32 protein-coding genes and 5 pseudogenes are annotated in these 25,248 nt (G+C 68.3%); 24 read left to right on the top strand and 13 right to left on the bottom strand.

The annotated features are described in order from the left end of the window. Positions 1-167: 167 nt before the first annotated feature. The 3 genes from OG780_RS07760 (at position 168) to OG780_RS07750 (ending at position 2,295) form a co-directional block, all read left to right on the top strand. Positions 168-512 carry a hypothetical protein gene (locus OG780_RS07760; RefSeq protein WP_328446013.1) on the top strand — a complete coding sequence of 115 codons (345 nt, stop codon included), beginning with the start codon at positions 168-170 and terminating at the stop codon, positions 510-512. A gap of 126 nt (positions 513-638) precedes the next feature. Continuing rightward, positions 639-1,604, top strand: a complete 966-nt coding sequence (locus OG780_RS07755; protein ID WP_328446011.1) for an LLM class F420-dependent oxidoreductase — start codon at positions 639-641, stop codon at positions 1,602-1,604. A gap of 19 nt (positions 1,605-1,623) precedes the next feature. Continuing rightward, positions 1,624-2,295, top strand: a complete 672-nt coding sequence (locus OG780_RS07750; protein WP_328446009.1) for an HAD family hydrolase — start codon at positions 1,624-1,626, stop codon at positions 2,293-2,295. Positions 2,296-2,421: 126 nt separating this feature from the next. On the opposite strand, the pseudogene OG780_RS07745 reads toward OG780_RS07750, so the two are convergent. Both OG780_RS07745 and OG780_RS07740 read right to left on the bottom strand, forming a co-directional pair. Then, a pseudogene (locus tag OG780_RS07745) lies at positions 2,422-2,977 on the bottom strand (DJ-1/PfpI family protein). Beyond that, positions 2,917-3,444, bottom strand: coding sequence for a hemerythrin domain-containing protein (locus OG780_RS07740; RefSeq protein ID WP_328446007.1), 528 nt, complete (start codon positions 3,442-3,444; stop codon positions 2,917-2,919). Before OG780_RS07740 ends, OG780_RS07745 begins: the two are co-directional and overlap by 61 nt. A 392-nt stretch (positions 3,445-3,836) precedes the next feature. Between OG780_RS07740 and OG780_RS07735 the strand changes: the two genes are divergently transcribed. From OG780_RS07735 to gvpK, 12 genes and pseudogenes are all read left to right on the top strand, one after another. Then, a complete protein-coding gene (locus tag OG780_RS07735; protein ID WP_328446005.1) occupies positions 3,837-4,175 on the top strand; it encodes a hypothetical protein in 339 nt (112 codons plus the stop codon). 173 nt (positions 4,176-4,348) lie between these two features. Next, positions 4,349-4,834 (top strand): Asp23/Gls24 family envelope stress response protein, encoded by a 486-nt coding sequence (locus tag OG780_RS07730; RefSeq protein WP_328446003.1) that lies wholly within the window; start codon positions 4,349-4,351, stop codon positions 4,832-4,834. Positions 4,835-4,916: 82 nt separating this feature from the next. Continuing rightward, the gene (locus OG780_RS07725; RefSeq protein WP_261709101.1) at positions 4,917-5,087 is read left to right on the top strand and encodes a hypothetical protein; all 171 of its coding nucleotides are present in this window, start codon (positions 4,917-4,919) and stop codon (positions 5,085-5,087) included. Further along, positions 5,084-5,500, top strand: a complete 417-nt coding sequence (locus OG780_RS07720; protein WP_328445997.1) for an Asp23/Gls24 family envelope stress response protein — start codon at positions 5,084-5,086, stop codon at positions 5,498-5,500. The genes OG780_RS07725 and OG780_RS07720 overlap by 4 nt, the downstream gene beginning before the upstream one ends. A gap of 49 nt (positions 5,501-5,549) precedes the next feature. Next, complete coding sequence (locus OG780_RS07715; protein WP_328445995.1) at positions 5,550-6,248, top strand: DUF6286 domain-containing protein; 699 nt, start codon at positions 5,550-5,552, stop codon at positions 6,246-6,248. 29 nt (positions 6,249-6,277) lie between these two features. Continuing rightward, entirely contained in the window at positions 6,278-6,886 is a 609-nt protein-coding gene (locus tag OG780_RS07710; protein WP_328445993.1) for an alkaline shock response membrane anchor protein AmaP, read from the top strand. 55 nt (positions 6,887-6,941) lie between these two features. Further along, a pseudogene (locus OG780_RS07705) lies at positions 6,942-7,073 on the top strand (ribonuclease BN); the annotation flags it as partial. Between the two features lie 279 nt (positions 7,074-7,352). Further along, a pseudogene (locus OG780_RS07700) lies at positions 7,353-7,469 on the top strand (GvpL/GvpF family gas vesicle protein); the annotation flags it as partial. Position 7,470: 1 nt separating this feature from the next. Further along, complete coding sequence (locus OG780_RS07695) at positions 7,471-7,725, top strand: gas vesicle protein GvpG (protein WP_326783996.1); 255 nt, start codon at positions 7,471-7,473, stop codon at positions 7,723-7,725. A gap of 7 nt (positions 7,726-7,732) precedes the next feature. After that, positions 7,733-8,593, top strand: a complete 861-nt coding sequence (locus OG780_RS07690; RefSeq protein ID WP_328445990.1) for a histone protein — start codon at positions 7,733-7,735, stop codon at positions 8,591-8,593. Between the two features lie 6 nt (positions 8,594-8,599). Beyond that, on the top strand, positions 8,600-9,736 hold the full coding sequence (locus tag OG780_RS07685) for an SRPBCC family protein (RefSeq protein ID WP_328445988.1): 1,137 nt from the start codon (positions 8,600-8,602) through the stop codon (positions 9,734-9,736). 260 nt (positions 9,737-9,996) lie between these two features. After that, positions 9,997-10,116, top strand: a pseudogene (gvpK, locus tag OG780_RS07680) (gas vesicle protein GvpK); the annotation flags it as partial. 138 nt (positions 10,117-10,254) lie between these two features. Here the strand turns inward: gvpK and OG780_RS07675 are convergent. Together OG780_RS07675 and OG780_RS44600 are read right to left on the bottom strand one after the other, a co-directional pair. After that, a complete protein-coding gene (locus OG780_RS07675) occupies positions 10,255-10,410 on the bottom strand; it encodes a DUF6131 family protein (protein ID WP_328445986.1) in 156 nt (51 codons plus the stop codon). A 211-nt stretch (positions 10,411-10,621) separates the two neighbouring features. Continuing rightward, positions 10,622-10,903, bottom strand: coding sequence for a DUF2231 domain-containing protein (locus OG780_RS44600; protein WP_443062121.1), 282 nt, complete (start codon positions 10,901-10,903; stop codon positions 10,622-10,624). A 336-nt stretch (positions 10,904-11,239) separates the two neighbouring features. Here OG780_RS44600 and OG780_RS07670 point away from each other — a divergent pair, with 336 nt between their 5' ends. The 3 genes from OG780_RS07670 (at position 11,240) to tal (ending at position 14,146) form a co-directional block, all read left to right on the top strand. Next, positions 11,240-11,737, top strand: coding sequence for an SRPBCC family protein (locus OG780_RS07670; protein ID WP_326784444.1), 498 nt, complete (start codon positions 11,240-11,242; stop codon positions 11,735-11,737). Positions 11,738-11,857: 120 nt separating this feature from the next. Continuing rightward, a complete protein-coding gene (locus OG780_RS07665) occupies positions 11,858-12,376 on the top strand; it encodes a hypothetical protein (protein WP_328445984.1) in 519 nt (172 codons plus the stop codon). Positions 12,377-12,478: 102 nt separating this feature from the next. Beyond that, entirely contained in the window at positions 12,479-14,146 is a 1,668-nt protein-coding gene (tal, locus tag OG780_RS07660; protein WP_328445982.1) for a transaldolase, read from the top strand. 300 nt (positions 14,147-14,446) lie between these two features. Here the strand turns inward: tal and OG780_RS07655 are convergent, their stop codons facing one another. From OG780_RS07655 to OG780_RS07640, 4 genes are all read right to left on the bottom strand, one after another. Then, a complete protein-coding gene (locus OG780_RS07655) occupies positions 14,447-14,800 on the bottom strand; it encodes a PRC-barrel domain-containing protein (RefSeq protein ID WP_328445980.1) in 354 nt (117 codons plus the stop codon). 404 nt (positions 14,801-15,204) lie between these two features. Next, positions 15,205-15,828: a DUF6192 family protein gene (locus tag OG780_RS07650; RefSeq protein WP_328457960.1), complete on the bottom strand. Its 624-nt coding sequence runs from the start codon at positions 15,826-15,828 to the stop codon at positions 15,205-15,207. Positions 15,829-15,982: 154 nt separating this feature from the next. Further along, complete coding sequence (locus OG780_RS07645) at positions 15,983-16,288, bottom strand: ANTAR domain-containing protein (protein WP_326784437.1); 306 nt, start codon at positions 16,286-16,288, stop codon at positions 15,983-15,985. A 299-nt stretch (positions 16,289-16,587) separates the two neighbouring features. Then, entirely contained in the window at positions 16,588-17,043 is a 456-nt protein-coding gene (locus tag OG780_RS07640; protein WP_328445978.1) for an ATP-binding protein, read from the bottom strand. A 178-nt stretch (positions 17,044-17,221) separates the two neighbouring features. On the opposite strand from OG780_RS07640, the gene OG780_RS07635 reads away from it, so the two are divergent. Further along, positions 17,222-17,578: an STAS domain-containing protein gene (locus OG780_RS07635; protein ID WP_326784435.1), complete on the top strand. Its 357-nt coding sequence runs from the start codon at positions 17,222-17,224 to the stop codon at positions 17,576-17,578. Positions 17,579-18,066: 488 nt separating this feature from the next. Here OG780_RS07635 and OG780_RS07630 read toward each other — a convergent pair. The 5 genes and pseudogenes from OG780_RS07630 to OG780_RS07610 form a co-directional block, all read right to left on the bottom strand. Further along, positions 18,067-18,525 (bottom strand): annotated as a pseudogene (locus tag OG780_RS07630) (sigma-70 family RNA polymerase sigma factor); the annotation flags it as partial. A 1,110-nt stretch (positions 18,526-19,635) separates the two neighbouring features. Continuing rightward, positions 19,636-19,902, bottom strand: a complete 267-nt coding sequence (locus OG780_RS07625) for a DUF4235 domain-containing protein (protein ID WP_328445974.1) — start codon at positions 19,900-19,902, stop codon at positions 19,636-19,638. A gap of 4 nt (positions 19,903-19,906) precedes the next feature. After that, positions 19,907-20,359 (bottom strand): DUF3618 domain-containing protein, encoded by a 453-nt coding sequence (locus tag OG780_RS07620; RefSeq protein WP_328445972.1) that lies wholly within the window; start codon positions 20,357-20,359, stop codon positions 19,907-19,909. After that, complete coding sequence (locus OG780_RS07615; RefSeq protein ID WP_326790714.1) at positions 20,356-20,727, bottom strand: phage holin family protein; 372 nt, start codon at positions 20,725-20,727, stop codon at positions 20,356-20,358. The genes OG780_RS07620 and OG780_RS07615 overlap by 4 nt, the downstream gene beginning before the upstream one ends. Positions 20,728-21,008: 281 nt before the next feature. Continuing rightward, positions 21,009-21,170, bottom strand: a complete 162-nt coding sequence (locus tag OG780_RS07610) for a phosphatase PAP2 family protein (protein WP_328445970.1) — start codon at positions 21,168-21,170, stop codon at positions 21,009-21,011. Positions 21,171-21,338: 168 nt separating this feature from the next. Between OG780_RS07610 and OG780_RS07605 the strand changes: the two genes are divergently transcribed. The 5 genes from OG780_RS07605 (at position 21,339) to OG780_RS07585 (ending at position 25,166) form a co-directional block, all read left to right on the top strand. Then, a complete protein-coding gene (locus OG780_RS07605; RefSeq protein ID WP_328445968.1) occupies positions 21,339-21,656 on the top strand; it encodes a hypothetical protein in 318 nt (105 codons plus the stop codon). Positions 21,657-22,010: 354 nt separating this feature from the next. Then, positions 22,011-23,006, top strand: coding sequence for an acyl-CoA dehydrogenase (locus OG780_RS07600; RefSeq protein WP_443062120.1), 996 nt, complete (start codon positions 22,011-22,013; stop codon positions 23,004-23,006). After that, entirely contained in the window at positions 23,003-23,776 is a 774-nt protein-coding gene (locus OG780_RS07595) for a PIG-L deacetylase family protein (RefSeq protein WP_328445964.1), read from the top strand. The genes OG780_RS07600 and OG780_RS07595 overlap by 4 nt, the downstream gene beginning before the upstream one ends. Then, a complete protein-coding gene (locus OG780_RS07590; RefSeq protein WP_328445962.1) occupies positions 23,773-24,387 on the top strand; it encodes an SAM-dependent methyltransferase in 615 nt (204 codons plus the stop codon). Before OG780_RS07595 ends, OG780_RS07590 begins: the two co-directional genes overlap by 4 nt. Further along, entirely contained in the window at positions 24,384-25,166 is a 783-nt protein-coding gene (locus OG780_RS07585) for a glycosyltransferase (protein ID WP_328445960.1), read from the top strand. Before OG780_RS07590 ends, OG780_RS07585 begins: the two co-directional genes overlap by 4 nt. Positions 25,167-25,248 lie beyond the last annotated feature (82 nt).

Genomic DNA, 25,248 nt, shown 5'->3' with positions numbered 1-25,248 from the left:
GGGAGGCTGCCCCGCGTCGGCGCCATCGCGACAGTGGGAGCCGCGCTGCACGGACCAGCGCTGGCCTCGTATAGCGCCGTCCTCGCCGTTCCCGCCCGGCACAGTCGCCCGCCCGCGGCTAGGACCGAAGTACACAGTCGTACCCCAGCGGAAAGGAGAGCGATCCCATGGTCACCGTGTCTCTCACTGGAGGGTTCAAGGAGGACGTCGCCACCGTGTTCGGCGTTCTGCGGACGGCGTTCCCGACCGACCGGCCCGCCGACGACATCCCTCACGAGCAGCCGGGCGACCGCCCTCCCGTGTGGAGCGCGGACTTCGACCCGACCGAGGAACGCATACCGACCGGCCCCACCCCGCTGGAGGGATCGATCAGCGCCACGTTGCAGGGCGGCTACGTCGCCCTGGACAGGCTCCTTGAGGCCCTGAGCGGCTCGTTCGCGGTCCAGGAGCAGGGGACGGCGTCGGGAGACCAGGAGAAGGAGGTCGACCTGCGACTGATGACGCAGCCGTAAGGAGAGGCGGCGGTCGCGCGGCAGACGCCCGCGCGGTACCGGCCCCACGTGGGTTCCGGTCCGTCGACCCGGCAGGAGACGACCCCTGGCCGCCCCAGCTGCGCCGGGCACGAGGAGGAGAGCGACATGGTGCGGATCGGGTACACGATGATGACGGAACAGGCCGGTCCGCGTGAGCTCGTCGGCCATGTGGCTGGAGCCGAGCGCGCCGGCTTCGACTTCTCCGTCACGTCCGACCACTACTTCCCCTGGCTGGACTCCCAGGGACACGCACCGTACGCCTGGAGTGTTCTCGGCGCCGCCGCGCAGGCCACCGAGCGTATTCCCCTGATGACGTACGTGACGTGCCCGACCACCCGCTACCACCCCGCGGTCGTCGCCCAGAAGGCCGCCACCCTGCAACTGCTTTCCCAGGGACGCTTCCGCCTGGGTCTCGGCTCCGGCGAGAACCTCAACGAGCATGTGGTGGGCGGCGGATGGCCCGCCGCACACGTCCGGCTGGAGATGCTCGAAGAGGCCGTGGAGATCATCCGCTCGCTCTTCGCGGGCGGGAGCGTCAACCACCACGGCGCCCACTTCGACGTCGAGAACGCCCGACTGTGGGATCTGCCCGACACGCCCCCGCCGATCGGAGTCGCCGTCTCCGGTGAGCGCTCGTGCGAAGTCGCCGGACACCTCGCCGACTTGCTGATCGCCACCGAACCCAAGGCCGACCTGATCTCCGCGTTCGACCGGCACGGCGGCGCCGGCAAGCCCAAGGTGGGCCAGCTGCCCATCTGTTACGACACGGACCGGGACGCGGCCATCGCCCGCGCCCATGACCAGTTCCGCTGGTTCGGCGGCGGATGGCCGGTCAACGCCGAACTGCCCGGCCCCGAAGGATTCGCCGGCGCGACCCAGTTCGTACGTCCCGAGGACGTGGCCGAGTCCATTCCGTGCGGAGACGACGTGGACTCCGTCGTCGACGCGGTACGGTCCTTCGTCGAAGCGGGGTTCACCGAGGTCGCGCTCATCCAGATCGGCGGTGACCACCAGGAGCCGTACCTGGAATGGGCCGAGCGGAAGCTGCTTCCCGCCCTGCGCGAACTGTGAGAGGGCGAGGACACCCGCGATGACCACGAAGCGCGCCGCCATCTTCGATGTCGACGGAACACTCGTCGACACCAACCACCTGCATGTCGTCACCTGGTGGGAGGCCTTCCACCAGGCCGGCCACCGCGTCCCCATGCGTGACATCCACCGGGCCGTGGGCCTTGGCAGCGACGACCTGATCGAGCACCTGCTCGGCAAGGACCGCGACCCCGGGGACGACGAACAATTGGTCGCGGCCCACCACGCGCTCTACGCAACGTACTTCGACCGGTTGCCGCCACTGGACGCGGCCGGCGAACTGCTGCGCACCCTCGCCGGCCGGGGCTGGGAGATCGTCCTGGCGACCTCGGCGAGCGGCGCGGAACTCTCCGCGCTCCGCCGTGCCATCGACGCGGACGACGTCATCCTCGGGGCGGCCAGCGCTGACGACGTCGCCGAGGGCAAACCCGCCCCCGACCCTGTCGAGCAGGCCAGAAAGCTCGCCGGAGTACCGAGCGAAGGAGCGGTGTTTGTCGGCGACACGGTCTGGGACATGAAGGCCGCAGTGCGGGACGGTGTGACACCCCTGGCGGTTCTGTCCGGCGGCATCCCGCGGACGGATCTGGTGTCGGCGGGCGCCCACGCGGTGTACCAAGATCCCGCCGACCTCCTCGACCGCCTGGACACCAGCGTCTTCGCGGACCGGGAATGACGCAAGCTGCCCTGGATGGCCGGGTTCGGGTTACCTGCTCCCTCGCCAGTGACGGCGAGAGCCCCCGTCCCGGGCAGGCCATATGGCCCAGGACAGGGGCGAACGTACGTCCCATCGGTCCCGCGTTCAGGTGGTCGCGCGACCGAACTCGTGCACCAGGGCCTCGCAGAACGCCTTCAGGTCGTCCGACTTGCGGCTGGTGACAAGGGTGTTGGGGCCGCCGTGGCAGACCTTGACCTGTTCGTCCACCCAATTCCAGGCCCGGTTGCGGATGTCGGTACGCAGGCTCGGCCACGGAGTGAGGTTGCGCACCGACATCCGCAACCTGGCCTGGACGAGAATCCACGAGGCGTGACAAATAGTGGCCGCTGGCTTGCCCCGCGTCGAAGAGCACCTTCACGAAGGCCACCGCCCGCTCGTCCAGGCGCAGTTGGTCGGGAATGGCGACTCCACCGGGCAGTACCGGACCGTCGAACTCGTCCACGGACGCGTCCCGCACTACCTGGTCAACAGGGAAGGTGCCTCCCTTGCCGAGAAGTCGGAAGGCTTGCACCTCTCCCGACTTCGTGGACACGAGTACGGGAGTACCGGCGCTGGGCGCCACGGTGGCCAGCGGCTCGATCAGTGCGATCTGCTCCACGCGGTCCGGCGCCACGAGGAATGATGCGCATTTGCGGGGGATCCAATCAGTGCCGATGTCGTGGGGGATGGTCGCGTTGATGCACCGCCGGCTCGGCGGCCTTCGATCCACGAAGCGGCTGCGGCCCCTTCCGCCGAGTCCCGGATCGAACCCCCAGGCTCCTTGAGGTGCCGGTACGGCCTACCGTTCGGCGCTGGGAACGGCGAGGGGCTCGCTCGGAGCCTCCTTCTTGGCCGATTCCATCTGTTCGCCCAGTTCGGTGAGCCGGTGCGGCCCATGGTCTTGCGTACGTCGGGGAACCATTCCTGCTCCTCTTCCTCGACGTGGTGGCGGACGTTCTCCATGAGGACAGTCATCTTGGCGTCGAACCGTTCGTCCGTCGCATCGAGACCCTTCAGCTCGGAGAGCATCCACAGCACTACGTGATGTTCCTCGACGCTCTCCAGGACGTGGTCCTTGGTGTCGGGGGCGGCCGCCTGACGGTGGCCGACCTCAGGTTTGTCCGTCATGGCGGACCAGCGTCCCGGGCGGCGTGCCCTGCCCGGTACCGACATCAGGCATCAGTACCTCGCTTCGACAGGCCTGCTGCGGCGTCGTCCCGGGGGGCTGTAGTGGACCTGCACAAACGTGTCCGATAAGAGCAATTAGTTCATATAGGCAGGTTTTTATGTCTTTCTGCGGGTTACGCGAAAGAGGGCCAGGGGCAGGAGGCCAAGATGATCACCCAAGGGCAGATTGCCACTGTGTCGGACCACCCGGTGTACGACGTCGACAGAGACCAGATCGGCGACATCAAGCATGTCTTCCTCGACGATGTGACCGGCGAGCCCGAGTGGGTCAGCGTCATGATCGGGCTCTTCGGTACCAGTGAGTCTTTGGTCCCACGCACGAGGCCACCTTGGTGGATGACCACCTCGAGGTTCCCTACGCCAAGGCCACCGTCAAAGACGCCTCCAAAGTCGACGTCGATGCCGGGGGCTTCCTCTCGGTGGACGAGGAACACCGCCTCTACGAGCACTACGGCATCGCGTGGGACGAAGATCGAGGCTGGCAGCAGGTCGTCAACCAGCCTGACCAGGGCGGAGGGGCCAGCACCGACTCCCGGACCGTCATCGATGCCACCGAAAGTGCCTTTCGCCCTACGACAACACCACCGCTTCGGGCATCGCCCGCGGCGGCAAAGAGAATTCCGACACCGAGTCTGCACGCTCCGACAGTTCCGAAGTCGGCGCCGCGATGACGCGGTCCCAGGAACAGGGGCGCGTCGGCAGGGAAAGCCCCGAAGCGGGGCGGGCACGGCTGCGTTTGTACGTGGCGCCCGAAGAGCGGCGATAGGGACACCGCCGGGTGCACGACACCACAAGACTTCGATGGGCGCCACTCAGGTGTCCCACACTGATCGAGGCGACCACCATGACAGACAACATCACCAGCGTCGGCGGAGGCAGCCGGCCTGACACAGGCGTCAGCCCGCTCAAGGGCCGCACCGGGCCCGGAGCTCCGGCCGAGACTCGAGGGAAGACCACCATCGCGGACAGCGTGGTGGCCAAGATCGCGGGCACGGCCGCCCGTGAGGTACTGGGCATCCACGGCCTGGGAGCGGGGATGGCCCGCGCCTTCGGCGCCGTGCGCGAACGCGTCCCCGGCGGGAGCGGAGGCGGAGCCACGCGCGGGGTGAAGGTCGAGGTCGGCGAACGCCAGGCCGCCGTCGACCTGGACGTCGTCGTCGAGTACGGCGCCTCCATCGTCGACGTCGCCGGCGAGGTGCGCACCAACGTAATCAGCGCCGTGGAACGGATGACGGGACTGGAGGTCGTCGAGGTGAACATCGCCGTCGACGACGTCCACCTCCCGGACGACGAGGAAGAGACCGAATCGGACGAGGGCCGCGTGAGGTGATCGACGGCCGTGACCCACGGCCATGCCTAGTGCATGGGCGGGTGATCATACGGACGATCGCGCTCGCGAGACGGGTGAGTGCATGATGAACGCAGCAACGACGGGTCTCGCGGCTGGCATGGCCCTGGGCTTCGCCGGCTACTTCGGCGGCTTCTGGGCATTCCTGCTGGTTCTGGTCCTGGGTACAGCGGGGCTGATCGGCGGCCTCGCCTTGCAGGGTGACCTCGACCTCCGTACGCGGAGGCAGCGGTGACTACTACCCGAGTCGGATCCCTATCCCTCGGCGATGCGTCTGGTCCCCCGGCACAGGTCGCCGGCCTGCCGCCCCCGGCAGTGCGGGGCGCCACCGTCATCCCGGACAGGGTGGTCGCCCGTGTCGCCGCCCAGGCCGCACGCACGGCCCAGTCCCGGCGTGCCGCCATACCGCCCGACCGGAGCCGACCGGCGCCACCCAGCGTATCCGCCGCCATCCGTGCCGGATCGGTGCGCCTGCACCTGTCCATGGACCTGCCCTACCCCACCGACCTCCCCCATGTCTGCGAACGGATCCAGGTCGACGTCGCCGAGCGGGTGGCTCAGCTGACCGGCCTGGAGGTGGGAGAGGTCATCCTCACGGTCCGGCGGCTGGTGACCGCCGTCGGCGTGAACCGGGGACGGGTCCGGTGAGCCGCCATGGCCCGGGGCGCCGGGCCCGCCACGCATGAAGGAGGCCGGAATGACACCCGACCCGAGCCCTCCCGCCCGCAACGCCGCGCACCGTGCCACAGTGCCGCTGACGAAGACGTCCGAGGAACCGCGGGAGCCGGCGGAGCCCAGTCTGCCCGAACACGACGCACCCCCACCGAATCTGACGGCCGGTGAGGACGGCGGCAGGCACCGGATGCACCGCCCGTGGTCCGCGCGCCGCCTTCCAGCCGCGGTGGTCGCCTCGTTCGTTCTCGTGGCGGCGGGCGCGGCGCTGGTGGATGTGGTCGCTGTACGGGCGGGACGCCCTGCGGCAGCCTGGCGACGGCGCCTGGCCGACGAACTGGCCACCCGCCCCGTGGACGACGTGTGGATGCTCACGGGAGCCGCCGTGGCCGCCGCCGTCGGTCTCTGGTTGATCGTCCTGGCGCTCACCCCCGGCCTGCGTCACTGGCTGCCGATGCGCTCTCCCGCGCCCGGACTGCGAGCCTCTCTGGACCGCGACGGCGCTGCCGACCTGCTGCGCGACGCCGCCATGCAGGTACCCGGAGTCGGCAAGGCTCACATCCGGGTGCGCCGCCACCACGTCAAAGCCCGCGCGGACGTCCGCTTCCGTGACCTCCAGCAGGTGAAAGACGATCTCACCGCCGTCCTTGACGAGGAGCGCGACCGGCTCGCCCTCGCCAGCCCTCCCCGCACCGGCATACGGGTGCGGCGACACACCGACTGACAGAGAAACCCAGCACCGGAGCCCACACCATGACGCCGCGCCCCGCACTCAACCGCAGTCTGCTGGCCCTCGCAGGACTGATACTGCTCTGCGGCGGTCTGCTGATCCTCTTCGCCGGGCTCGACATCTACCGGCGACACGATCTGGTCCCGCCAGTCGGCTGGCCCCTGACCACCCCGAACGACGTCCTGCTCGGTGCCGCCGACCGGGCCCGCTGGAGCAGCCAGGGATGGTGGTGGTGGCCCGCGGTCATCGCCGTCCTCGCCCTCGTCGCCCTGCTCGCCCTGTGGTGGCTGCTCGCCCAACTACGCCGAGGCCGCCCAGGGACGCTGCCCGTCGGCGGTACACCCCCGCAGGAAGGCGTCGAACTGCGCGACCGGGCGCTGAGCGACGCGATCACCGCTGAAGCGGGCGCCTTGCCGGGGGTTGAGGAGGCGGCCGTACGCATCACTGGCGGCCCTGCCCAGCCCCGCGCTCGCGTCATGCTCGCTCTCACACCTCAGGGGGAACCTGGCGTCGTCCTCGATGCACTCTTCGCAGGCCCGCTCCGCACCGCCAGCCGGTCCACCGGCTCCCCTCCGCTACCCACCGAGGTACGCCTACAGGTCGCCCACCACAAACCGCACCGCGCCCAGTAAGAAGGCAACCGACCACACCCGTGTCCGCTCCCTTCCGCTCGGGGCCGGGCACCGTGGCATTGCGTTGGCGGTCTGGTCGGCGTCCGGGTATGTGACGGCGTTTATCCGTGCCGCGAATGCCGTTTGCGACGGGATCGAGGGCCGCCCGGCGTGGAAGATCCCGCCGGTATGCGTCGGCACCTCTGTGAGTGCGAGCCTCGCCCAGCGCGGTCCTGGCCCGCCGAGCCGACGCCAGCGCAGACAACCATGATGCCGGGAACGAACGCCAGATTGGCCGCTCAAGATGCGTCGAACCGGATACGGCCCAGACTTGAACTCATGGCAGAAGAGCGTCGGCCGCGCCCCAGGAAGTCCTCGACGACCACCGCTCGACGCACACCGTCCGTGCGTGGAGCGGAACATGCCGCGCGTGCTGCCTGCCGGGCCCTGGAGGGTCTGATCGGCCATCCCGCGGAGGTGAAGCGTGGCAGAGCGCTTCGCCCACACACATCGCGACCGGGTGGAGCTGCGGCTTACGGGTCCGCTGCCCTGCTACAGCTTCGTCTCCGCCGAAGGCACTCCCGTCCGAACCGCTGGAGTCTGAGATGGGACTGATCACCGGACTGCTCACCCTCCCCATCGCGCCGGTCCGCGGCGTTGTCTGGGTGGCGGAGAAGCTCAACGACGCCGCCGAACGGGAGTTGCACGACCCAGGGGTGCTCCGTGCCCAACTGGCCCTGCTGAACCGGGAGCTTGAGGACGGAGACATCGGCCTGGAGGAGTTCGAACGAGAAGAGGAACGGCTGCTCGACCGGCTGCACGCCGCGCAGACCTGTTCCACGCCGAGCGATCGAAGGTGACGAGATCATGGATGACAAGGAAAAGGTGGCTCTCGCGGCTGCGGTAGTGGGCGGCTATGCGCTGGGCCGTACCAAGAAGGGCCGACTCGCTCTGTCCATTGCGACCTATTTGGCGGGCCGGCGCTTCGGCCTTGAACCTCGCCAGCTCGCCGCCGAAGGGATGCGCAGACTGGGGGAGATCCCGCAGATCGCCGAGTTGCAGGAGCAGTTGCGAGGGGAAGTGCTGGAGGCGGGCCGCAAGGCGATGACGGCCGCCGCCGACCGGGGCATGAGCACCCTTGCCGGCAGCCTCAGCGAGCGTACGGCCCGACTCCTGGAGAAGCCGGACGAAGGGGAGGAGGACGAGGAGGAGTACGCGCCGCAGGACGAGGACGCGGAGTACGAGGAGGAGGAAGAGCCAGAGGGCGAGTACGAAGAGGATCAGACCGAGGAGGAAGAGGAGGAGGAACAGCCGGAAGCCGAATACGAGGACGAGGGCGAGGAGGAACCCGAAGAGGGACCAGAAGAGGAAGAAGAACCAGAAGAGGAAGAGGAACCGGAAGCGAAGCCGAGGGAGGGCCGCGGTTCGCGACCCGACCGGTCCCGCAAGGCACCCGCACCTGCGGCACGCAAGAAGGCTGCTCCCTCCGGCGGAGAGAAGCCCCGGGCGGCCAAGAAGACTGCGCCGGCGAAGAAGACGGCGGCCAGCAAGAAGACCGCAGCCAGCAGGACGGCGAAGAAGTCGGCGGCGAAGAAGACAGCTCCGGCCAAGAAGTCCGCGGCGAGGAAGACCGCGGCAAAGAAGACGGCTCCGGCCAAGAAGTCCGCTGCCTCGAAGACGACGTCATCGAAGCGGGCAGCGTCCAAGCGCGCCGGTCGTGGGAGGTAGGCGGCCATGGCCGAGAAGGAAACGGACGGGTCGGCAGAGGGTACGTCGGGCATGGACAAGCTCCGTGAGGAGCTGTCCAAGTTCGTGTCCGCGCAGGTGGAGAACCTTGCCGAGAAGGCCGGCGACAAACTGACGGACGTCGCCGGGCAGCTCAGTGATTCGGCCGAGAGTGGCTCGCTTCCTGCGATCGGGTCCCGCATCCTCCAGGGCGACTCACCGCTGAAGGCCTTCGTTTCGGAGAAGGCCAAGGGTGTCAAGGACAACGTCGTGGAGAAGGCCAAGAGCGCTTTCGGGGGCGGTAAAGGGAAGCGGAAGGCCAGCGGCGGCAAGGTCATGAACATCATCGAGGTTCTCGATGTCGGAGTGCCGCTCCGGGACACCTATGACTACTGGACGCAGTACGACAAATTCAGCAGCTTCGCCAAGGGTGTTCGCGACGTCTCCAAGGACGATGAGGGCGGGAGCGACTGGAAGGTCAAAGTCGGCCCTTCGTCGCGCAGCTTCAAGGCGACCGTCCAGGAACAGATTCCTGACGACCGCATCGTGTGGACCTCGAAGGGAGCCAAGGGGAGCACTCGCGGCGCGGTCAGCTTCCACGAGCTGGCGCCCACCCTGACCCGAGTCGTCCTCGTGGTGGAGTACTACCCGTCCGGATTTTTCGAGAAGACGGGCAACCTCTGGCGTGTGCAAGGGCGCCGCCTGCGGCTGGACTTCAAGAACTTCCAGCGATACGTGACCCTCACCAATGAAGAACCCGAGGGCTGGCGCGGCGAAATCCGTGACGGAGAAGTCGTCGTGTCCCACGATGACGCCGTCGAAGAGGAAGAGGCCGAGCAGGAGCAGTCGGAGGGCGAAGAGCCCGAGGGTGAGAGCGAAGGCGATGCCGAGGAAGGCACCGACTCCGCAGGCGACGGCGAGGGAGAAGAGGGGGCGGAGGGCGCGTACGAGGACGAAGACGAAGAGGGCGTATACGAAGACGAGGACGGGGCCGGCGACGGGGCCGAGGACACATACGAGGACGAGGACGAGGAGGGAACGGAGGGCGAAGAGGGGGCCGAAGACGAAGACGAGGCAGAGGCCGAGGAAGAGGAAGAGGAAGAAGCTCCCAAGAAGAAGCGAGGACAGAGGCGACGCCGTGAGTGACTGGACGTCCGGCAGGGCTCGTACCCCGTCTCCGGCCCTCAGACCACCAACCTCGCCGACCAAGCGCATTGCGCACCATGCCGAATAGGGTGTGGAGGTCTACGCGCTGCCCTGCCCGCTGGACGACGCGGCGCACACGCCGATCCGGCAGGTCACTCCGGCTGAGCGCTCCCGCCCAGCGGCTGGAGCCGACCTCACCTGGCTGAATCGCAAGCGGGGCGCGCAGGAGCGCCGCGAGCGGATCCAGGACGAGCCCCTGAGGACGGCGGCTGATGTTGCTCGGCCAGCGGATGGCGGAACTCTGCGAGCAGCACGGAGTGCGTCTGGAAGATCTCCATCTGGACCTCGGCCCGCTGAGAACCCTTTTGCCCAGGAGCTGAAGACGTTGATCCAGCACTGCCGGATCCGCAGCAACCCTGGGCCGCGCCGAAAGACTGCGATGCGTTCCGCCCAGCCGGGGTATCGGCCACGAATCATTGCCGTTGATGGTCAGGCGAATGTCCGGACCGGAGCGGTCACTACCAGTAGTGCCGTCGTCCGCCGACCTCGCGTCCCATCGTTCCCAGAACCCACAGCACAATTCCGATCGCGACCAGAATGACCCCGATGGTCCAAAGGATTCCAATGCCCGCGACGAGGCCGACAACGAGCAGAATGACTCCGAGGATGATCATGGTTTCCTCCGATGGCGGGACGTCGTCTGCGGGCGTCCCCATCCTTTGCCACGGGTCCCCGTACGCCCGTGAGGCAAACGAGGCTTCGGATGCTCCCCGAGGGAACGAGTCGTCGCCGGTGTGGTCGTCATGGCCGTGTACGTCCGGCTGATCGCGGAGTGGGTCAAGGGCGGCCGGGATCGGAGACGAGGCGTCGGCTGACACGGTCTGCCTATGCAGCGGGATTCGCCCCTACGGCCTGCCCATAAGCCACGTGGCCGCCCAGCGCACCGCTCACAGCGACGGCAGTCAAGCCGCCCAACGACCACAGCCTGCCCTTCGTCGAGTGACGGCGGAGCCGCGCGGTCGGGGATGCGGCGTAGAACGCCACCGCGGCCACGTTCGAGATCGCATGAGCCAGTCCGGCCCGGGCCTGACCGGGCGGCAGGTCCGCCCAGTCGGCCCAGCCCGCGACCGCTGCCGGGGCGGCCCCGGCCAAACCGACAGCCAGCAACCGATGGGTACCTGTATCAGAAGGGGATGGACAGGGTGGCCCAGCGGACGGCCGCGCAGTTCGCGCGCCTCACCCAGTGGGAGTGAGCGGATTCCGCGTTGGAGAACTCGGATTGCCGTATCCGCGACTGTCGACCGTTCCATGCGGTCCAGGGTTGTCAGCCACCATGTCGACGCCGTGTCCGGGGGGAGGGATTCTTTGATTTGCGTTGGCGGTGTCGAAGACGGGGGCCGTGCCCAGGTGCGTCCGCGAGCCCCAGGGACTGCTGCGCATGATGCCGGGACGGAAGGGTACTCGTCGATATTGACCTATCCGTCACTATTTCAGGGGTTTGTCGTGGCGATTCGACACCAAGTGATCGAGCAGCCCCCTGACGCCGTCTGGGCGGTTCTGGAGGATCCCGAGCTCTACGCCGACTGGGTCGTGGGGACCTCCGCGTCCTGGCCACTGGACACTCGGTGGCCGCAGGTCGACGCGGCGCTGGCGTATCGCGTGGACCTGGGGCCATGGACGCTCGAAGGGCGGACGGTGGTCCGCCGGGTGGAACCGCCCCGCTGGCTGGAGCTCGAGGTCGACAGCGGGCGCCTGGGTACCGCGCGCATCGCCATTGAGGTACGCCCCTGGGGCGGACAGGCCCTGGTCCTCGTGGATGAGCACCCGCTGCGCGGACCGGGAGGAGTTCTGCACGCAGCACCCCTCGATCTCCTGATCCAGCTGCGGCACCGGAGCATGCTGCCCCGCCTTGCCCGAACCGTGGAGCGCGTCGCCGCGGCGGCACCGGGCAGCACATCCAGGGCCACGGCGGGAGGCAGGGCGACCAGTGGCCGGGCTTGAGAAGCCGAAGCCCACAACACCTCCGGCGCAGGGTCGGCCCCGGCGACAGCCAGCTCAGGGCACGCTCCTGCCACGAAACCGTCATCGACCTATGTATCTGGGGCGGAGGGAGAGAGCGCCATGAGCAGGCGCATAGCCGTGGACGACAGGTGTATCAGCGCACTTTGGGAGCTCAAGGGGAAGCGAGAAGTCAACACGGTGATCTGCCGGCTGAGTGACGCCCTGGATACCTGCGTCGTCGAACGCCAAGGCAATCTGACGCACGACGAGCTCCTGTCGGCCCTGCCCGCGCACGAGCCCAGACTCGTCGTCCACGACCTGGCCTTCGCAACGGCGGACGGAGCACGTCGGAACAGGATTCTGCTGATCTCCTGGCTGCCGCGAGGAATCACTCCCCAGCATGAGGCTGCCAACGGTGACGCCCATGCCGCTCTGCTCGAGAGGCTGGACGGAAGCCCGTTGCCCGTGCGGGCCACGGACTTGGCGGACCTGGACTACCGCCGCCTCGTTTCCCAGGCCCGCACAGGAGCGCTACGCCGGGGAGTCCCGGGAAGCGTGAGCGGATTCACCGTCTCCATGGGACAGACCAGTGCCCCGGCCGATGGTGCGCAGCCCGCGTCATCGAAGCGATCCGTGTGACCTATCGCCGACAGGAGGAGTCCCGCCCGCACCGCCCACTCTCAGGGTCGGCACGCCGGACGGGCGTGCCGACCGGTGTGCCCTACCTTCTGGAGGCCTGGCATGACCTTTTCCACCGCGTCCGATCCGCTCGCCGAACTGTCCGCTGCCGGAGTGTCGGTCTGGCTGGACGACCTGTCCCGTGAGCTGCTGGCCCGGGGTGAGCTGAAGGAGCTGATCGCGGACAAGCATGTCGTAGGGGTCACGACGAATCCCACGATCTTCGCCTCCGCGCTGTCCAGGGGGGACCGTTACAGCGAGCAACTGCGCCGGCTGGCACGTGAGGGTGTGAGCGTGGACGATGCCGTCCTCGCCCTGACCTCCGACGACGTACGGGCAGCCTGCCAGGCGCTCGGCCCGGTCTACCTGCAGACCGGCGGGAGCGACGGGCGGGTCTCCATCGAGGTCGACCCCCGGCTGGCGCGGGACACCGACGCCACGATCGACCAGGCACGGAAGTTGTGGGAGACCGTCGACCGGCCGAACCTTCTCGTCAAGATCCCGGCCACCAGCGAGGGCTTGGCCGCGGTCACCCGCGTCATTGCCGAGGGCATCAGCGTCAACGTCACGCTGGTCTTCTCCCTGGAGCGCTATCGCGCGGTGATGGACGCCTACCTGACCGGACTGGAGCGGGCCAAGGCCGCCGGACGGGACCTGGCGGACATCCACTCCGTCGCCTCGTTCTTCGTCTCCCGCGTCGACACCGAGGTCGACCGTCGCCTCGACGCCCTCGATACCCCCGAGGCCCAGGCGCTCAAGGGCAAGGCCGCGATCGCCAACGCCCGGCTCGCGCACCAGGCGTACCAGCAGTTGACCGACGGGTCCCGCTGGCAGGCCCTCGTCGTGGCCGGCGCCCGCCGGCAGCGGCCTCTGTGGGCATCCACCGGGGTCAAGAACCCTGCCTGCCCCGACACGATGTACGTCAGCGAACTCGTCATTGCGGGCACCGTGAACACCATGCCCGGCGCCACTCTGGCGGCGTTCGCCGACCACGGCGCTCTGCCCGCCCGCCGGCCAGCCGCCGATGTCTACGCCGGCGCGACAGCCCATTTCGAGGCGCTGGAGCGTGTCGGCGTCGACTTCACGGATGTCACCGACACCCTCGAACGCGAAGGGCTCGCCCAGTTCGAGCACAGTTGGACCGAACTCACCATCTCAGTGGGCCGAGAAATGCGCGCCGCCGCCACCAGCGACGAGTCGGGAACCTTCCGAGGGTCCCCGAAGAAATCCTCGGGTGTCGCCGACCTTCTGGCGATCTACCTCAACGACCACCTCTCCGGCGCGACCGCCGGCCTGGAACTCTTCCGGCGGGCCGCACAGACTCAGCAATACCGGGAACAGGGCACCATGCTGGCCGAATTGGCCCATGAGGTCGAGCAGGACCGTGATTCGCTGACGCAGATCATGGCCGACCTCGTGGTGCCGACCGCCTACACGAAAGTCGCCTTCGGCTGGCTGGCCGAAAAGGCGGGCCGCGCCAAGCCCAACGGCCATCTCTTTTCCCGCTCCCCCCTCAGCGACGTCCTGGAACTGGAATCCATGCTGCTGAGTGTCCAGGGCAAGGCGGCCTGCTGGCGCAGCTTGCGAGCCCTGGCGGAGACCGACGGGCGGCTCTTCCCTGAACACCTGGACGTACTGCTGGAGCGCGCCGACCGTCAGTCCGTCGTACTGGAGCGGCTGCGTCTCGCTGCTGTCGCCTCCGCCTTCCGCTGTACCCAGCCCTCCGAGTGACGGTTGCGGTCCCTCCCGGCTCCCATGTCTCCGGGACAGGAAGGAATGCCCTACCCGTGTGCCCGTTATGCATCAATTGCGCATATGGGGTACTCAGTGGGGCGCGACTCCCGGCTTTGGTCATCGCCACCCGGGCGGAGGCTCGCGCTGGATGCGGGACCGTGCTCGCAACCAGGCGACAGTGCAGCCAGTCCCGCGACCTGGCCGGCTCAGGCGGGCGAGCCGTTCCGCAACAACTTACGAGAAGTGGGGCCGACCGGAGACGCTCCGGTCGGCCCCACCTGTGGGCTGGTGCTGAGGTCAGAAACCTCGGTGGGTCTGGTAGTAGCCGCCGACCTGCTCGTGGTAGCCGGCGTCGCCGACGTGCTTGTCCTTGTCGAACTCGGGGGAGTCCTTGATCTGGTCCTTGGTGAGGGCGACGTAGATCTTGCGTTCGGCCTGGTCGACCGTCTTCACGGTTCCAGCCGGCAGCAGGACATGCTTGCCGAAGATCCATACGCCGGTGTCGACGACGAGGTAGGCGGAGTTGACGTCGTCCGAGTGCTTGTCGACCTTCCCGATACTGCCGTCGGTCGCCTCGACCTTGTACCCGGTCAGGTCGGTGCCCGCGATGTGGCCGGTGGCCGCCTGGTAGCCCCAGATGTTGTCACTCATAAAGAACGGCTCCCTTGTTGAGATTCTTTGCAGCCCCGCAGTCGAACTGCGGAGTCGTACAGAGGTCATCGAATTCGGTGACGCTTTCTCAGAAAGCCGGGTGCCCTGCCTCCCGGACCCCACACATCCTCATCGGGAAGAGGAATGTATGGCTGGATTTGGCGTGCTGGAGGCATGGTTCCTGGAGGTACGGCCGTCCTCCGGGCAGTCCTCCAATGAGGTGGATACCGCGGCAGCCGGGAGCAGGCGACCGCTCCTGGGGATCGCAGGATCTGGTTCATACAGCGCCCCTGCATATATGCCTGATCCTTCACCCAAGACCCGGTCATCCGCTCCGTCAAGCCCTCGTACAGGAAGAGGGCGAGGGCTCGAGCCCGGGGCGCGCGTCGGCCCTCGGACCGCGTTCATCCGAGGAGCGAAGTCGGGGCTTTGCGCATGAAGGAACGTTCCGTAATCGTGCATCCGCCCGTGAAGCATGAAGGCCGGAAGGTGGAAGTGCACGGGATGCTGGTGGGCAGAACGCGCGGTCTGCGGGATGTCATTGAGGTGCTCCGGCGCCTGGCGTCGTCCAGGGTCCAGTGGGTCTTGCCGTCAGGGAGATTGTCGATCGAGGCGAAGCGCTCCGCGTCGTCGTTGATGCGGGCCAGCAGCTGGTGGACCGTGAACGATCCGCTTTCCGGCGTCGGTCGGCCGGCCAGCGCGATGCCGTCCAACGGGCCTGCCTGACTGCTGTCACCGGCAGGCCGATGTCCTTGGCCAGCCGGGTCAGGGACTGCTCCACCGGCCAGGCGGTGTCCGCGACCGGGCCGCTGCGGGGACCTATCGGCTCGATCTCCAGGGCTCGGTCCCCGATCGTGAACTGGGCCTGCGTCAGCTGTTCGGCCGCACTCCGCAACTCGGCAACGATCTGCTCGTAGCGCGGCTGACTGACTGCTCCGACCTTCGCAAACTCCTCGGACATGGTCTCTACCCAAGCGCGGTCTAGGACAAAGTACTTCGGCCGTGAACGGAGCAGACTTTGCATCCATCACCAAGAGTCACACCAGTAGCCCTATGGTTGCAACGAATGATTGCAAATGGCCGACATTTGCTTGGAGTTGGGATTGTGATGCTTTCGGTGAACGCTCCTTGTGACCGGTCCGCGAATGGTCTCTTCTGGCGCTTCCAGGCTGCTGGCACGTCTCATGCCTCGTTTTGCGGGGGCTGTGTGTACTGTGCGAGCTGCCGCTCCAGCTCCGTGCGGACGTCGGTGCAGAGTTTCCCTGTGCGGGCCCAGCCTATGATCAGTTCCGACACGTGGCGGAGCTTGATGTTCGTCCGCTGGGAGATCTCACGCAGGACGTCCCATCCCTGTTCTGGTGTCAGCTGTCCTATGACGAGGACGACTCCGATGGCCTGGTCGACCACGGCGTGCGAGCGCATCGCTTCGTGAAGCTGGGCATTCTCGCCCTGCAGTTCCTCCACGAGTCCTTCGACACGTTCCTCCACGTGTTCCTCCAGCGAGTCCTGAGCAGCTGGATCCGATTCGTCGGCGTGGGCTACCGCCGCGCCTTCGCAGTTGCTCCCTGGCTGGTCACCAGTTCTTGGCATTCTCTGCCCCGAACGTGCCGGAAGCACCCCTGCGCAGGACCGTTCAGAGACCCAGATCACCGTGTCAGAGCAGCGGGAACGACCAGAAGGCAGCCGGCCGTCAGGACCTGGCCCGTGTCCGGGCGCGCGGGCGCGTGCTGAGCTGCGTGCTGCGGTGTGCCTGTCTTTTGAACGGCAGGGGTGAGAACCCGGTTCGGCTACGCGGCGGCGGTGCTGAGGAGGACGTCGGCGGTGATGCGCTTGCCGCCGGGCGTCTGCTCCACGGTGACGGTGCGGGCGAGGGCTGTGACGATCTCCAGGCCGTGCTGGCCGATGCGTTCGGGATCCGGGTCCTTGGCGGCCGGCAGGACGGGGTTGCTGTCCCAGAGTTCGACCTGCAGGACGGGGCCGGTGATCCGCAGGTGCAGAAGGGCCGGTCCGGGGGCGTACTTGCGGGCGTTCGTGACGAGTTCGCTGACGATCAGCTGGACGATCTCCACCGCGGGGCTTGCCACCGGGATGCCGTAGTCGTCGCGTACCTTCGTCAGGAAGGCGGCTGCGAGGTGGCGGGCCTGGGCGATGCGGGAGGCGTCGCTGTCCAAGGCGAACGAGGCTTCCAGCGGTGGGGCAGCGTCGGGCCGTTCACCGTCGCCGTTCCTAGGTGATTCGTCCATTTCCGCCCGCTTCCGTCGCCCTGCCGGTTACCCCTACAGGCACTGCGTATGCCAGGTCGGCACGTTACTTGTGGCACGGCCACGTGGGTGCAGCGCCCGTAGGATGTGGTGCTTCGGGGCTTCCGTATGGAGGCGCTGGCCTGTTACCGCAGAGGATTTTGAAAAACACGTGGCAGACATGCATGAGACAGCTGAGCAGTCCGGCCGCTTGTCGATCCACCGGAGCATCACCGCGGACATCCGTGTCCTGGTCCTGAGCGGCGAGATCGATGCAGACAACGTCGGCCTCCTGGCCGAGGCCCTTCAGATAGACGGCAACGGCCCGGTCCAGCTGGTCCTCGACTTCAGTGCGGTCACCTTCATGGACTCCAGCGCCATCAGCGCCCTGGCCGCCGCGCGCCGCGACGCCACGTCGGCCGGCGGCTGGATCCGGATGGCGGCCCTGACAGCGCCGGTGCAGCGAGTCGTCGAAATCGTCGGCCTCGACACGATCATCCCTTGCTACCCCACGCTCTCCCAGGCCCTCCTTCCTTGAGCTGGGGGCATCGTGCACCGACAGGACACGGAGCGACTGCTGTCCGTGCATTCCGTGCGAATGCCCCCAGGCAGGTATGACGGCGGCGCAGTACGCCCGAAAGTCGCCCCGCGTCGTGCGAGAGGGCGTTGAAGGCGTCGGGCGGAAGAGACGGCGAGCGCCTGGGCTGATGCTGGGGTGGACGCTGAACATGCCAGTCGTGCCGGTAGGTCCAGGCGTCGCTGGAACGAAGAGCTGATCGGGCCTCCAAGGTGGACGTCATGAGCGCTGCGGGTGTTGACCAGCAGGCCCAGCGGGAATCAGCTTCCGAGGGCCGCGGGGGAGCGCCCTCGGCGGCCATCGAGCCTCCGGAGGGAGGCCTTCTCCTGGCCGCCACCATCGCCGGCGGCCTGTCAGCCGTCGGCACTGTGGCCTGGCCCAGATGCCTCGGTGGCGTGTCCCACCCTGTGAGGGAAGGACACGCCGTCGGTGCGTGCGGAAAGCCGGGGTCAGTCGGTGGTGAGCATGCCTTCGCGGAGTTTGGTGAGGGTGCGGTTGAGCAGGCGGGAGACGTGCATCTGGGAGATGCCGAGGTGTTCGCCGATCTGGGCCTGGGTGCATTCGTCGACGAAGCGCATGGGGATGATGCGCCGTTCGCGGTTGTCGAGTTCGGCGATCATGGGGGCCAGGGCGTTGAAGTCCTCGACGAGTTCGAGGGCGTTGTCGTCGATGCCGATGAAGTCGGCCAGCGCGGCTTCACCGTCGTCGCTGGAGCCGATGGTCGCGTCGAGGGAGGCTGAGCCGTAGCCGTTGGAGGCGAGGCGTGCTTCGTTGACTTCCTCCTCGCTGAGGCACATCAGCTGGGAGAGTTCCCTGACTGTGGGGGTGCGGCCGAGCCGGCTGCGGAGCTCCTCGGTGGCCTTGGCGAGATGGATCCGCGCTTCCTGCAGCCGCCTGGGGACATGGACGACCGCAGGTGCGTGTACCCAGGCTTTCCGACGCTCCGTCCGCGCCCGGCCAGCCGGCCACCGGGCTGGTCCTCTCCCCGCACTACCCTCAAGCGCAGGCGATTTCTAAGCACGGTGCCCGACCTGTGTGCGCTCGTTCGACCACGAGGGTGGCTGCATGGGTGCTGTTCGACGAGCCGCGGATCGAAACCCTTCACGGAACGGAACTCGGCCGACGGAGGGCAGGACTGTTCGCAGCCGACGCAGCAAGCCCGGCGTCACCGCCGTTGGGCTCCCGGGTGGGGAGCCCGAGTCAGCCCGCGTACTTGCCGTGCTGGTTGACCTACCTGGTCGGCGTCCGTTCGCATCCTCCCTCAGCGGCTTCCGTCTCCGGCGGGGGAATCGTCGGGGTTGACGCCGGTGTAGGCGGAGGCGTCCTTTGTGCCGCTGGGGCGGCGGGATTCTCCGCGGCGTCCGGTGTCGTGCATGCCTTCGGACTTTCCTCGGTCTTCGCCACTCGCGGTCAAGCTGTCTGAGGGTGTGCCCACTCCCGATGCCGCTTTCTCTGCCTTCGTAGGCACCTTGCGGGGCTTGTCGGGCTCCGGGGCGTACTTGTCGGGGTGGAAGCTGCGGTGGGCGCTGGGGTTCGGTTGCTGTGACTCGTCGTCCACGGACGGGCCCCAGCGCAGCTGACGCTCTCCCTCGGATTTGCGCGATCCTGCTTCGTCTGCAGGCTGCCTCGATGTCTTCGCCATTGCGGGACCTCTCGTCGTTGCACGTTGTGTGGTGGCTCTCCTCGCGATGCGGACTGAGCGCCGCGTGCGCGGACAGCACAAGCGCCGAGTGTCCCGTCACGTGTGCGCAAAACGTGACATAGCGGTCCCGCCGGTCCTCCATGCCGTGCCGGTTTGCGGGGACGGGGCGTACTGCAGGAACAGCTGGTCCAGATCCCAGCCGATGTCGGTCGAAAGGGAGGTCATCGCCACCGGGTTCGGCAACGTGACGGGCCTCGACGTCGGTCCGCTGTCAGGCCACTCTGTTGCCGGTCCGGAAGGTGGTGTCGGTCTTGCTTGGGTTGCAGTGCTGGCGTGGGGGCCGGACTCCGCGTCCTGCCGGCCCCCACGCTGTTTGTCAGCCGGGCCAGGTTCCGGTCAGGCTGCGCGTAGTGGCGGCGCCGGCGCGGTCGACGGCGGCCTTGACCGCAGCGAAGATGGCGCCCTGGAGCGTCGCCGCCAGGAGAACCTCGCTCCACGTGCGGTTCTCGTCGGTGGCGTCGGGGGCGTCTTTGTCGTGACCGAGTACCTTCCATGCCTGTTTGAAAGCGGCCCCGGCGATCAGGCCGCTGACAGCGCCCAAGGCGAGCCCGACCGGTTTGTAGGCGATCTTCGAGGCTTTCATCTGCTCAGCCCTTCTTGCGGCGGCCGGCCAGCCACAGCACGGTGACGCCCGCGGCGGCAGCGACCAGCAGCACGGTTCGGTTGTCCCGCGCCAGCTGCGCGGACTGTGCCGTCTTCTGCCGCAGAGGTGCGGGCGCCTTCTCCTCCCACACCCGTCCGGCCCGAGCTGCCGTGGCGCGGACCTGCCCCGCAGCCTGGGCGGCCTTGTCCTTGACCGAGTCGGGCAGCATGTCCTGGACCTGGGAGGTGGCCTTCACAGCCTGGGCCTTGAGCGCATCGGCTTTGACGACGGCCTGCTCCTTCAGCTTGCCGGCCTTCTGCTGGGCGCGGGCCTTGACGTCGGTCTTGTCGGCGAGGGCCTGGACGGTCTGCCCGAGCTCGTGGCGGGTCCGCTCGACCTGCTCGCGGAGCTGTTCGGGGCTGGGGGCGCTCTGCGGGTCGGCAGGCGTGTGGGTCATCGGTGTGCGCTCCTCTTGATCTCTGCCACGTCGGCCTTGACGTTCTCGATCGTGCTCTGGGGTGTCGGTGGGGCGGCCTTGCCGATCTGCTTCTTGCCGCTGAGGGCCAGGACCGCGGCGATCACACCGAGAACGGCGGTGACGATCAGGGCCGCGGCCCACACCGGCAGCAGCAGGGCCATCGCTGCGATCACGGTGGCCACCAGTGCCTGGAGCATCAGGAAGCCGACCAGTGAGGCACCGCCGAACAGCGACCCGCTCTTGCCGTAGCGCTTGCCCTTCTCCGTCATCTCCGCCTGCGCCAGCTTCATCTCGCCGCGCACCAGCTCGGTCAGCTGCTGCGAGGCCTGCTGCACCAGCTCACCCACCGGCTCGTGTCCCACGTCGTGCGTCTCTCGGCCCGGCCCGAAGCCGCGCGGTTGTGTACTCGACACGCGATCACCTCCTGTTCTGTTTCGTTCCTGTCGGTCCGGTCACGCCACGGTGCCCCGGCCGTCCGATGAGTTGGCGAGTACCCCAAACCGTGGAGTTCAGGAGAAAAGCGATCTGCCACGAACAGGTATGCGCTGCGGGGTTGGTGCGTGGCTGCTACCGCCAATGCCGCAGCAGCGGGGAAAATGACGGGTGAGCCAGGCGCTGGAAAGGCCGATCAGGGCGCCGGCCAGCGGCAACGTGGGGTGACGGCGGCGCTGAAGGCCACGACAGCCGGGGTGTGGCCGGAGGGGAAGGAGGAGTCGGGCCGGTCCTCGGCCTCATCGTGCTCAATCCACTCCTTGGACGGGCGGGGCTGGTCGACCAGCTGCTTGCACACACCGTTGGAGACCCACTCCGCGACGGCGAGTGCTCCCGATCCGGAGCTGCGGACCCTTGTCCGCGCCGTCCGCCGAGCGCGTCCATCAGCCGCCGCACCGCAGCGGCCGGCCGAGCGCCGCTACCTGCGCTTGCGCCCCGGTGAAGCGGCACCACCAAGGAACAGCGCGTGCATACCACCCGCGACCAGCGCGCCGCGGACCGTTCCGTAACGTCCTGGGCCTACAACCGCGCCGCCACGCTGCGCCAGCTCGCCGGGACCATTACCGCCCTGCCGGATCTTCCCACCACCGCGACGAACGCACTTGCGGCTCTCCACACCGCACTCGGGCACAGCGACCCGGCCCAGCTTCATGGCCCCCTGTCCGAGGCAGGTCCTCACCCGCGTCCGGCTCATCCCGACCTCGCGGACCGCGTCACCGACATCGGCCGCCATACCCACGTGGTGCGCGAGAACGAGCACCGTCAGAGTTCCAACGGGCCGTGACAAGAGTTGCGGGAATCGACAGGTCGGGCGGCATCGCATGTTCGACTGCGTGATGCCGACTGGCACCCAGGACTGACTGGCGAGGTAGCTGCGCGGTCGCAGGTAGCGGATCACCGGGGCACTCTTGAAGCGTTCGCCATTGACGTCGAACCCGGGCGCGTCCGAGGCGAAGGAACCATCACCGGTGACGTGAGCGACACCGGCGCCACAGCGATGTGGCGCCAATCGCCGGGTACAGGGCCTGCGCAGCCAGGTCCGAGCTGTGCGCCGCAGCTGCTGAATCAGCCGTGTTGCGTGTTTTGAGGATGAGCCTGCGGATACTCAGACGCCTGCTGGCGCCCTCGACGACGATGTATGCAGGAGGTCCGTGTGACTGACCACCTCCGTACCCCGGAGCGGCGTACTGCGGACCTGTTCGCCGACTTCGTCAAGCGCGACGCCCCTGGCGTGCCGCTGCCGGGCCGGTCGACGGCGCGCCGTCTTGCTGCCCTCACCGCTCTGGGACGGCAAGACCTGTCCCTGGCACGGCTCGCCGAGGGGCACCTGGACGCTGCGGCTATCCTGCACGAACTGGACCATCCCCTGCCCGCTGCAGGGGAGCGGTGGGGAGTCTGGGCCGCACGCCCACCGGGCCCTGGCGTGCACGCGACACGCACGGACCAGGGATGGAGGGTCACCGGCGTCAAGCCCTACTGCTCCGGTGCCCGCACCTGTACCCATGCGCTGGTCACCGCAGACGCCGATGACGGCTACCGTATGTTCGCCGTCGCACTCGAGCACCCGGGCGCGGCGCCGGTGGAGGGGACGTGGCCGGCGATCGGTATGGCCGGCAGCGACAGCCTGGACATGTCGTTCACGGACGTGCCCGCGCGAGCCGTCGGTGGGGTGGAGGGCTATTTGACGCGGCCCGGTTTCCAGCACGGGGGAATCGGCGTGGCGGCATGCTGGCTCGGCGGGGCCCACGCCGTTGCTGCGCCGCTGTACGAGCGAGCTGTGGCAGGGCGGTTGAACGAGCACGCAGCAGCTCACCTCGGAGCGGTCGACCTTCTGTTGCACACGGCCGACACCGTGCTGCACCAAGCGGGCCAGGACATCGACGCCGACCCCCTCGACAAACGCGAGGAAGCACGGGTGCGCAGCCTGCGCGTGCGGGCCCTGGCCGAAAAGGTGTGCACCGAGGTCGTGGACCATGTAGGGCGTGCCACGGGTGCCGGGCCGTTGTGTCACGACGAACGGCACGCCCGCGCCGTGGCAGATTTGACGGTCTACGTGCGCCAGCACCATGCCGAGGCGAATCTGGCCGAACTCGGCCGCCTGGCGACCACGGGCCCGGCAGAGGCGGCACGATGAGCACGCCACAGACCGCTGGCGCTGCGAGGCAGGCCGCCGCCGCAGCGATTGACGCGCAGGGCACCGACGAGGCCGAGTGGCAGCAGGCGCTACTGCCAGACCACCTGCCACACCTGGTCCTCCCGACAGGTCCCGTCGTCGTGGTGGCTGCCCACCCCGACGACGAGGTCTTGGGATTCGGCGGCACCATCGCCGCCCTTCTCCATGCCGGTGCGGCGGTCCACACGGTGTGCTTGAGCGACGGGGAAGCCTCCCACGGTCCCGCGACGCCGTCGGCCCAGGCGCAGCTGGCTGCCCGGCGCCGCAGCGAACTGACCGCAGCGCTGGGCGAGCTCGGCGATCTGCCTGCCCCTGTGCATGCCGGTCTGCCCGATACGGCCCTCAACGAGCACGAGCACCACGCGCAAGCCGTGATCGGCGAACTTCTCGATACCGTCGGGGCCGCCGTGTGCGTGGCGCCGTGGGAGGGCGACCTGCACAGCGACCACGAGGCCGCCGGTCGAGCCGCCAAGCGCGCCGGCCGCAACCGCTCCACGCCGGTGTGGTCCTACCCGGTGTGGATGTGGCACTGGGCCCGACCCAGCGACCCCCGCGTGCCATGGCACCGGGCCTCTGTTCTCCCTCTGTCCGAAGCCGCGATCGACCGCAAGAAGGCAGCCCTGGCACGGTTCACCAGCCAACTGGAGCCACGCGGCTCCGGCACCGCGCCGGTGCTGCCGGCGCAGGAGATCGCCCACCACACCCGCACCTTCGAGACGGTGATCCGGTGAACACCCCCGCAAGCTACTTCGACAGCCAGTACGCCCACGCCGCCGACCCCTGGCACCTCGGAGAGCGGTGGTACGACCGCCGCAAGTACACCCTGACCGTCGCGGCTCTGCCCCGCCCCCGCTACCTGCAGGCCTTCGAGCCCGGCTGCTCGATAGGCGTGCTGACCGAACTCCTTGCCGCCCGATGCGACCACCTGCTCTCCACCGACCGCGTCGCCTCGGCCGTCGAAGCCACCGCTCGGCGCACCACCGGCTTGGACCACGTCACGGTGCGGCGGATGACGGTGCCCGACCAGTGGCCCGAGGACTCCTTCGACCTGGTCGTGCTGTCGGAACTCCTCTACTACTTCGACAGCAGCACCCGTACACGACTGCTCCACCAGAGCATGGAGATTTTGAGGGAGGCCGGCCATCTGGTCACGGTGCACTGGAACCACCCGGTGGCCGAGCACACCTGCACGGGCCGCGACGTCGCCGACCACCTCGACACCCTGACGGGCCTGATCCGACTGGCCCGCTACGACGATCCCGACTTCACCCTCACCGTCCACGAACACAGTCCAGGTCCGGGCCCGGTGCTCTCTCCTGCCCGCGCGGAGGGTCTCGCGTGACGCCCTCAGCTTTGGCCGTCGTCGTCCCCGCGCACAACGAAGAACACCGCATCGCTGCCTGTCTGCGCAGTCTGCACGCGGCCGCCGCGCAAGCGGCGCCGACGCCCGTCGTGATCGTGGTGGCAGCGGACGCCTGCACGGACGCCACAGCGACTCTGGCCACCCGCGGGGGAGCCCACGTCGTGAAGACCCGTAGCCGCAGTGTCGGAGCTGCGCGGGCTGCCGGCATCGAGCACGCGCTGGAGCTGCTGGCAGACGCCGGCCCGGAGGTGTGGCTTGCCATGACGGATGCCGACACCACCGTGCCCGCAGCATGGCTCACCCACCAGGCCACCTGGGCGCGGCGAGGCTACGACGCCGTCCTGGGCACCATCCGCCTCGCACCGACCGCGGCCAACGCCCTCCTCGTGGCCCGGCACGACGCCGGCTACTTCCGCACCCGTCGGCTCAGCGACGCACAGAGGGAGTGGGAGCACCCGCACGTTCACGGTGCGAACCTGGGCGTGTCCGCTGCGGTCTACCTGCGGGTGGGCGGCTTCGCCCCCCTGCCCACCGGCGAAGACCGTGACCTCGCAGTCCGGCTGTCCGCGGCGGGCCATCGCATCGCCCGCACCGACCAGCACCCCGTGCAGACCGCCGCCCGCCTGCGCGGGCGGGCCCCCGGTGGCCTCGCGGACCTCCTCGCCTGCCGCACGGTGTCCGCCCGTCAGAGCGGTCCCACACCACTGGACCTCGTGCGACTGCTTGACGCCGGGCATTGGGAGACGCGCAGTTCGTGAGGCTGAGCGCGGCCAGTGTGGTTGTGTCCTCCCATCACGGGTACCAGGAGGGGGCAAACCGTATGAGATCAGGAGAGATAGC

It is taken from the genome of Streptomyces sp. NBC_00386 (assembly GCF_036063235.1).
Lineage (GTDB): Bacteria > Actinomycetota > Actinomycetes > Streptomycetales > Streptomycetaceae > Streptomyces.
This window is presented reverse-complemented; position numbering and strand designations above follow the sequence as displayed.

Coding starts and splice junctions, on each gene's coding strand:
- OG780_RS07730 (WP_328446003.1), top strand. CDS start 4,349: ATGACAGACAACATCACCAGCGTCGGCGGAGGCAGCCGGCCTGACACA.
- OG780_RS07665 (WP_328445984.1), top strand. CDS start 11,858: ATGAGCAGGCGCATAGCCGTGGACGACAGGTGTATCAGCGCACTTTGG.
- OG780_RS07600 (WP_443062120.1), top strand. CDS start 22,011: ATGCAGGAGGTCCGTGTGACTGACCACCTCCGTACCCCGGAGCGGCGT.
- OG780_RS07740 (WP_328446007.1), bottom strand. CDS start 3,444: ATGACGGACAAACCTGAGGTCGGCCACCGTCAGGCGGCCGCCCCCGAC.
- OG780_RS07710 (WP_328445993.1), top strand. CDS start 6,278: ATGACGCCGCGCCCCGCACTCAACCGCAGTCTGCTGGCCCTCGCAGGA.
- OG780_RS07595 (WP_328445964.1), top strand. CDS start 23,003: ATGAGCACGCCACAGACCGCTGGCGCTGCGAGGCAGGCCGCCGCCGCA.
- OG780_RS07750 (WP_328446009.1), top strand. CDS start 1,624: ATGACCACGAAGCGCGCCGCCATCTTCGATGTCGACGGAACACTCGTC.
- OG780_RS07675 (WP_328445986.1), bottom strand. CDS start 10,410: ATGATCATCCTCGGAGTCATTCTGCTCGTTGTCGGCCTCGTCGCGGGC.
- OG780_RS07635 (WP_326784435.1), top strand. CDS start 17,222: ATGCATGAGACAGCTGAGCAGTCCGGCCGCTTGTCGATCCACCGGAGC.
- OG780_RS07715 (WP_328445995.1), top strand. CDS start 5,550: ATGACACCCGACCCGAGCCCTCCCGCCCGCAACGCCGCGCACCGTGCC.
- OG780_RS07625 (WP_328445974.1), bottom strand. CDS start 19,902: ATGAAAGCCTCGAAGATCGCCTACAAACCGGTCGGGCTCGCCTTGGGC.
- OG780_RS07755 (WP_328446011.1), top strand. CDS start 639: ATGGTGCGGATCGGGTACACGATGATGACGGAACAGGCCGGTCCGCGT.
- OG780_RS07760 (WP_328446013.1), top strand. CDS start 168: ATGGTCACCGTGTCTCTCACTGGAGGGTTCAAGGAGGACGTCGCCACC.
- OG780_RS07620 (WP_328445972.1), bottom strand. CDS start 20,359: ATGACCCACACGCCTGCCGACCCGCAGAGCGCCCCCAGCCCCGAACAG.
- OG780_RS07685 (WP_328445988.1), top strand. CDS start 8,600: ATGGCCGAGAAGGAAACGGACGGGTCGGCAGAGGGTACGTCGGGCATG.
- tal (WP_328445982.1), top strand. CDS start 12,479: ATGACCTTTTCCACCGCGTCCGATCCGCTCGCCGAACTGTCCGCTGCC.
- OG780_RS07650 (WP_328457960.1), bottom strand. CDS start 15,828: ATGGATGCAAAGTCTGCTCCGTTCACGGCCGAAGTACTTTGTCCTAGA.
- OG780_RS07725 (WP_261709101.1), top strand. CDS start 4,917: ATGATGAACGCAGCAACGACGGGTCTCGCGGCTGGCATGGCCCTGGGC.
- OG780_RS07640 (WP_328445978.1), bottom strand. CDS start 17,043: ATGGACGAATCACCTAGGAACGGCGACGGTGAACGGCCCGACGCTGCC.
- OG780_RS07690 (WP_328445990.1), top strand. CDS start 7,733: ATGGATGACAAGGAAAAGGTGGCTCTCGCGGCTGCGGTAGTGGGCGGC.
- OG780_RS07695 (WP_326783996.1), top strand. CDS start 7,471: ATGGGACTGATCACCGGACTGCTCACCCTCCCCATCGCGCCGGTCCGC.
- OG780_RS07655 (WP_328445980.1), bottom strand. CDS start 14,800: ATGAGTGACAACATCTGGGGCTACCAGGCGGCCACCGGCCACATCGCG.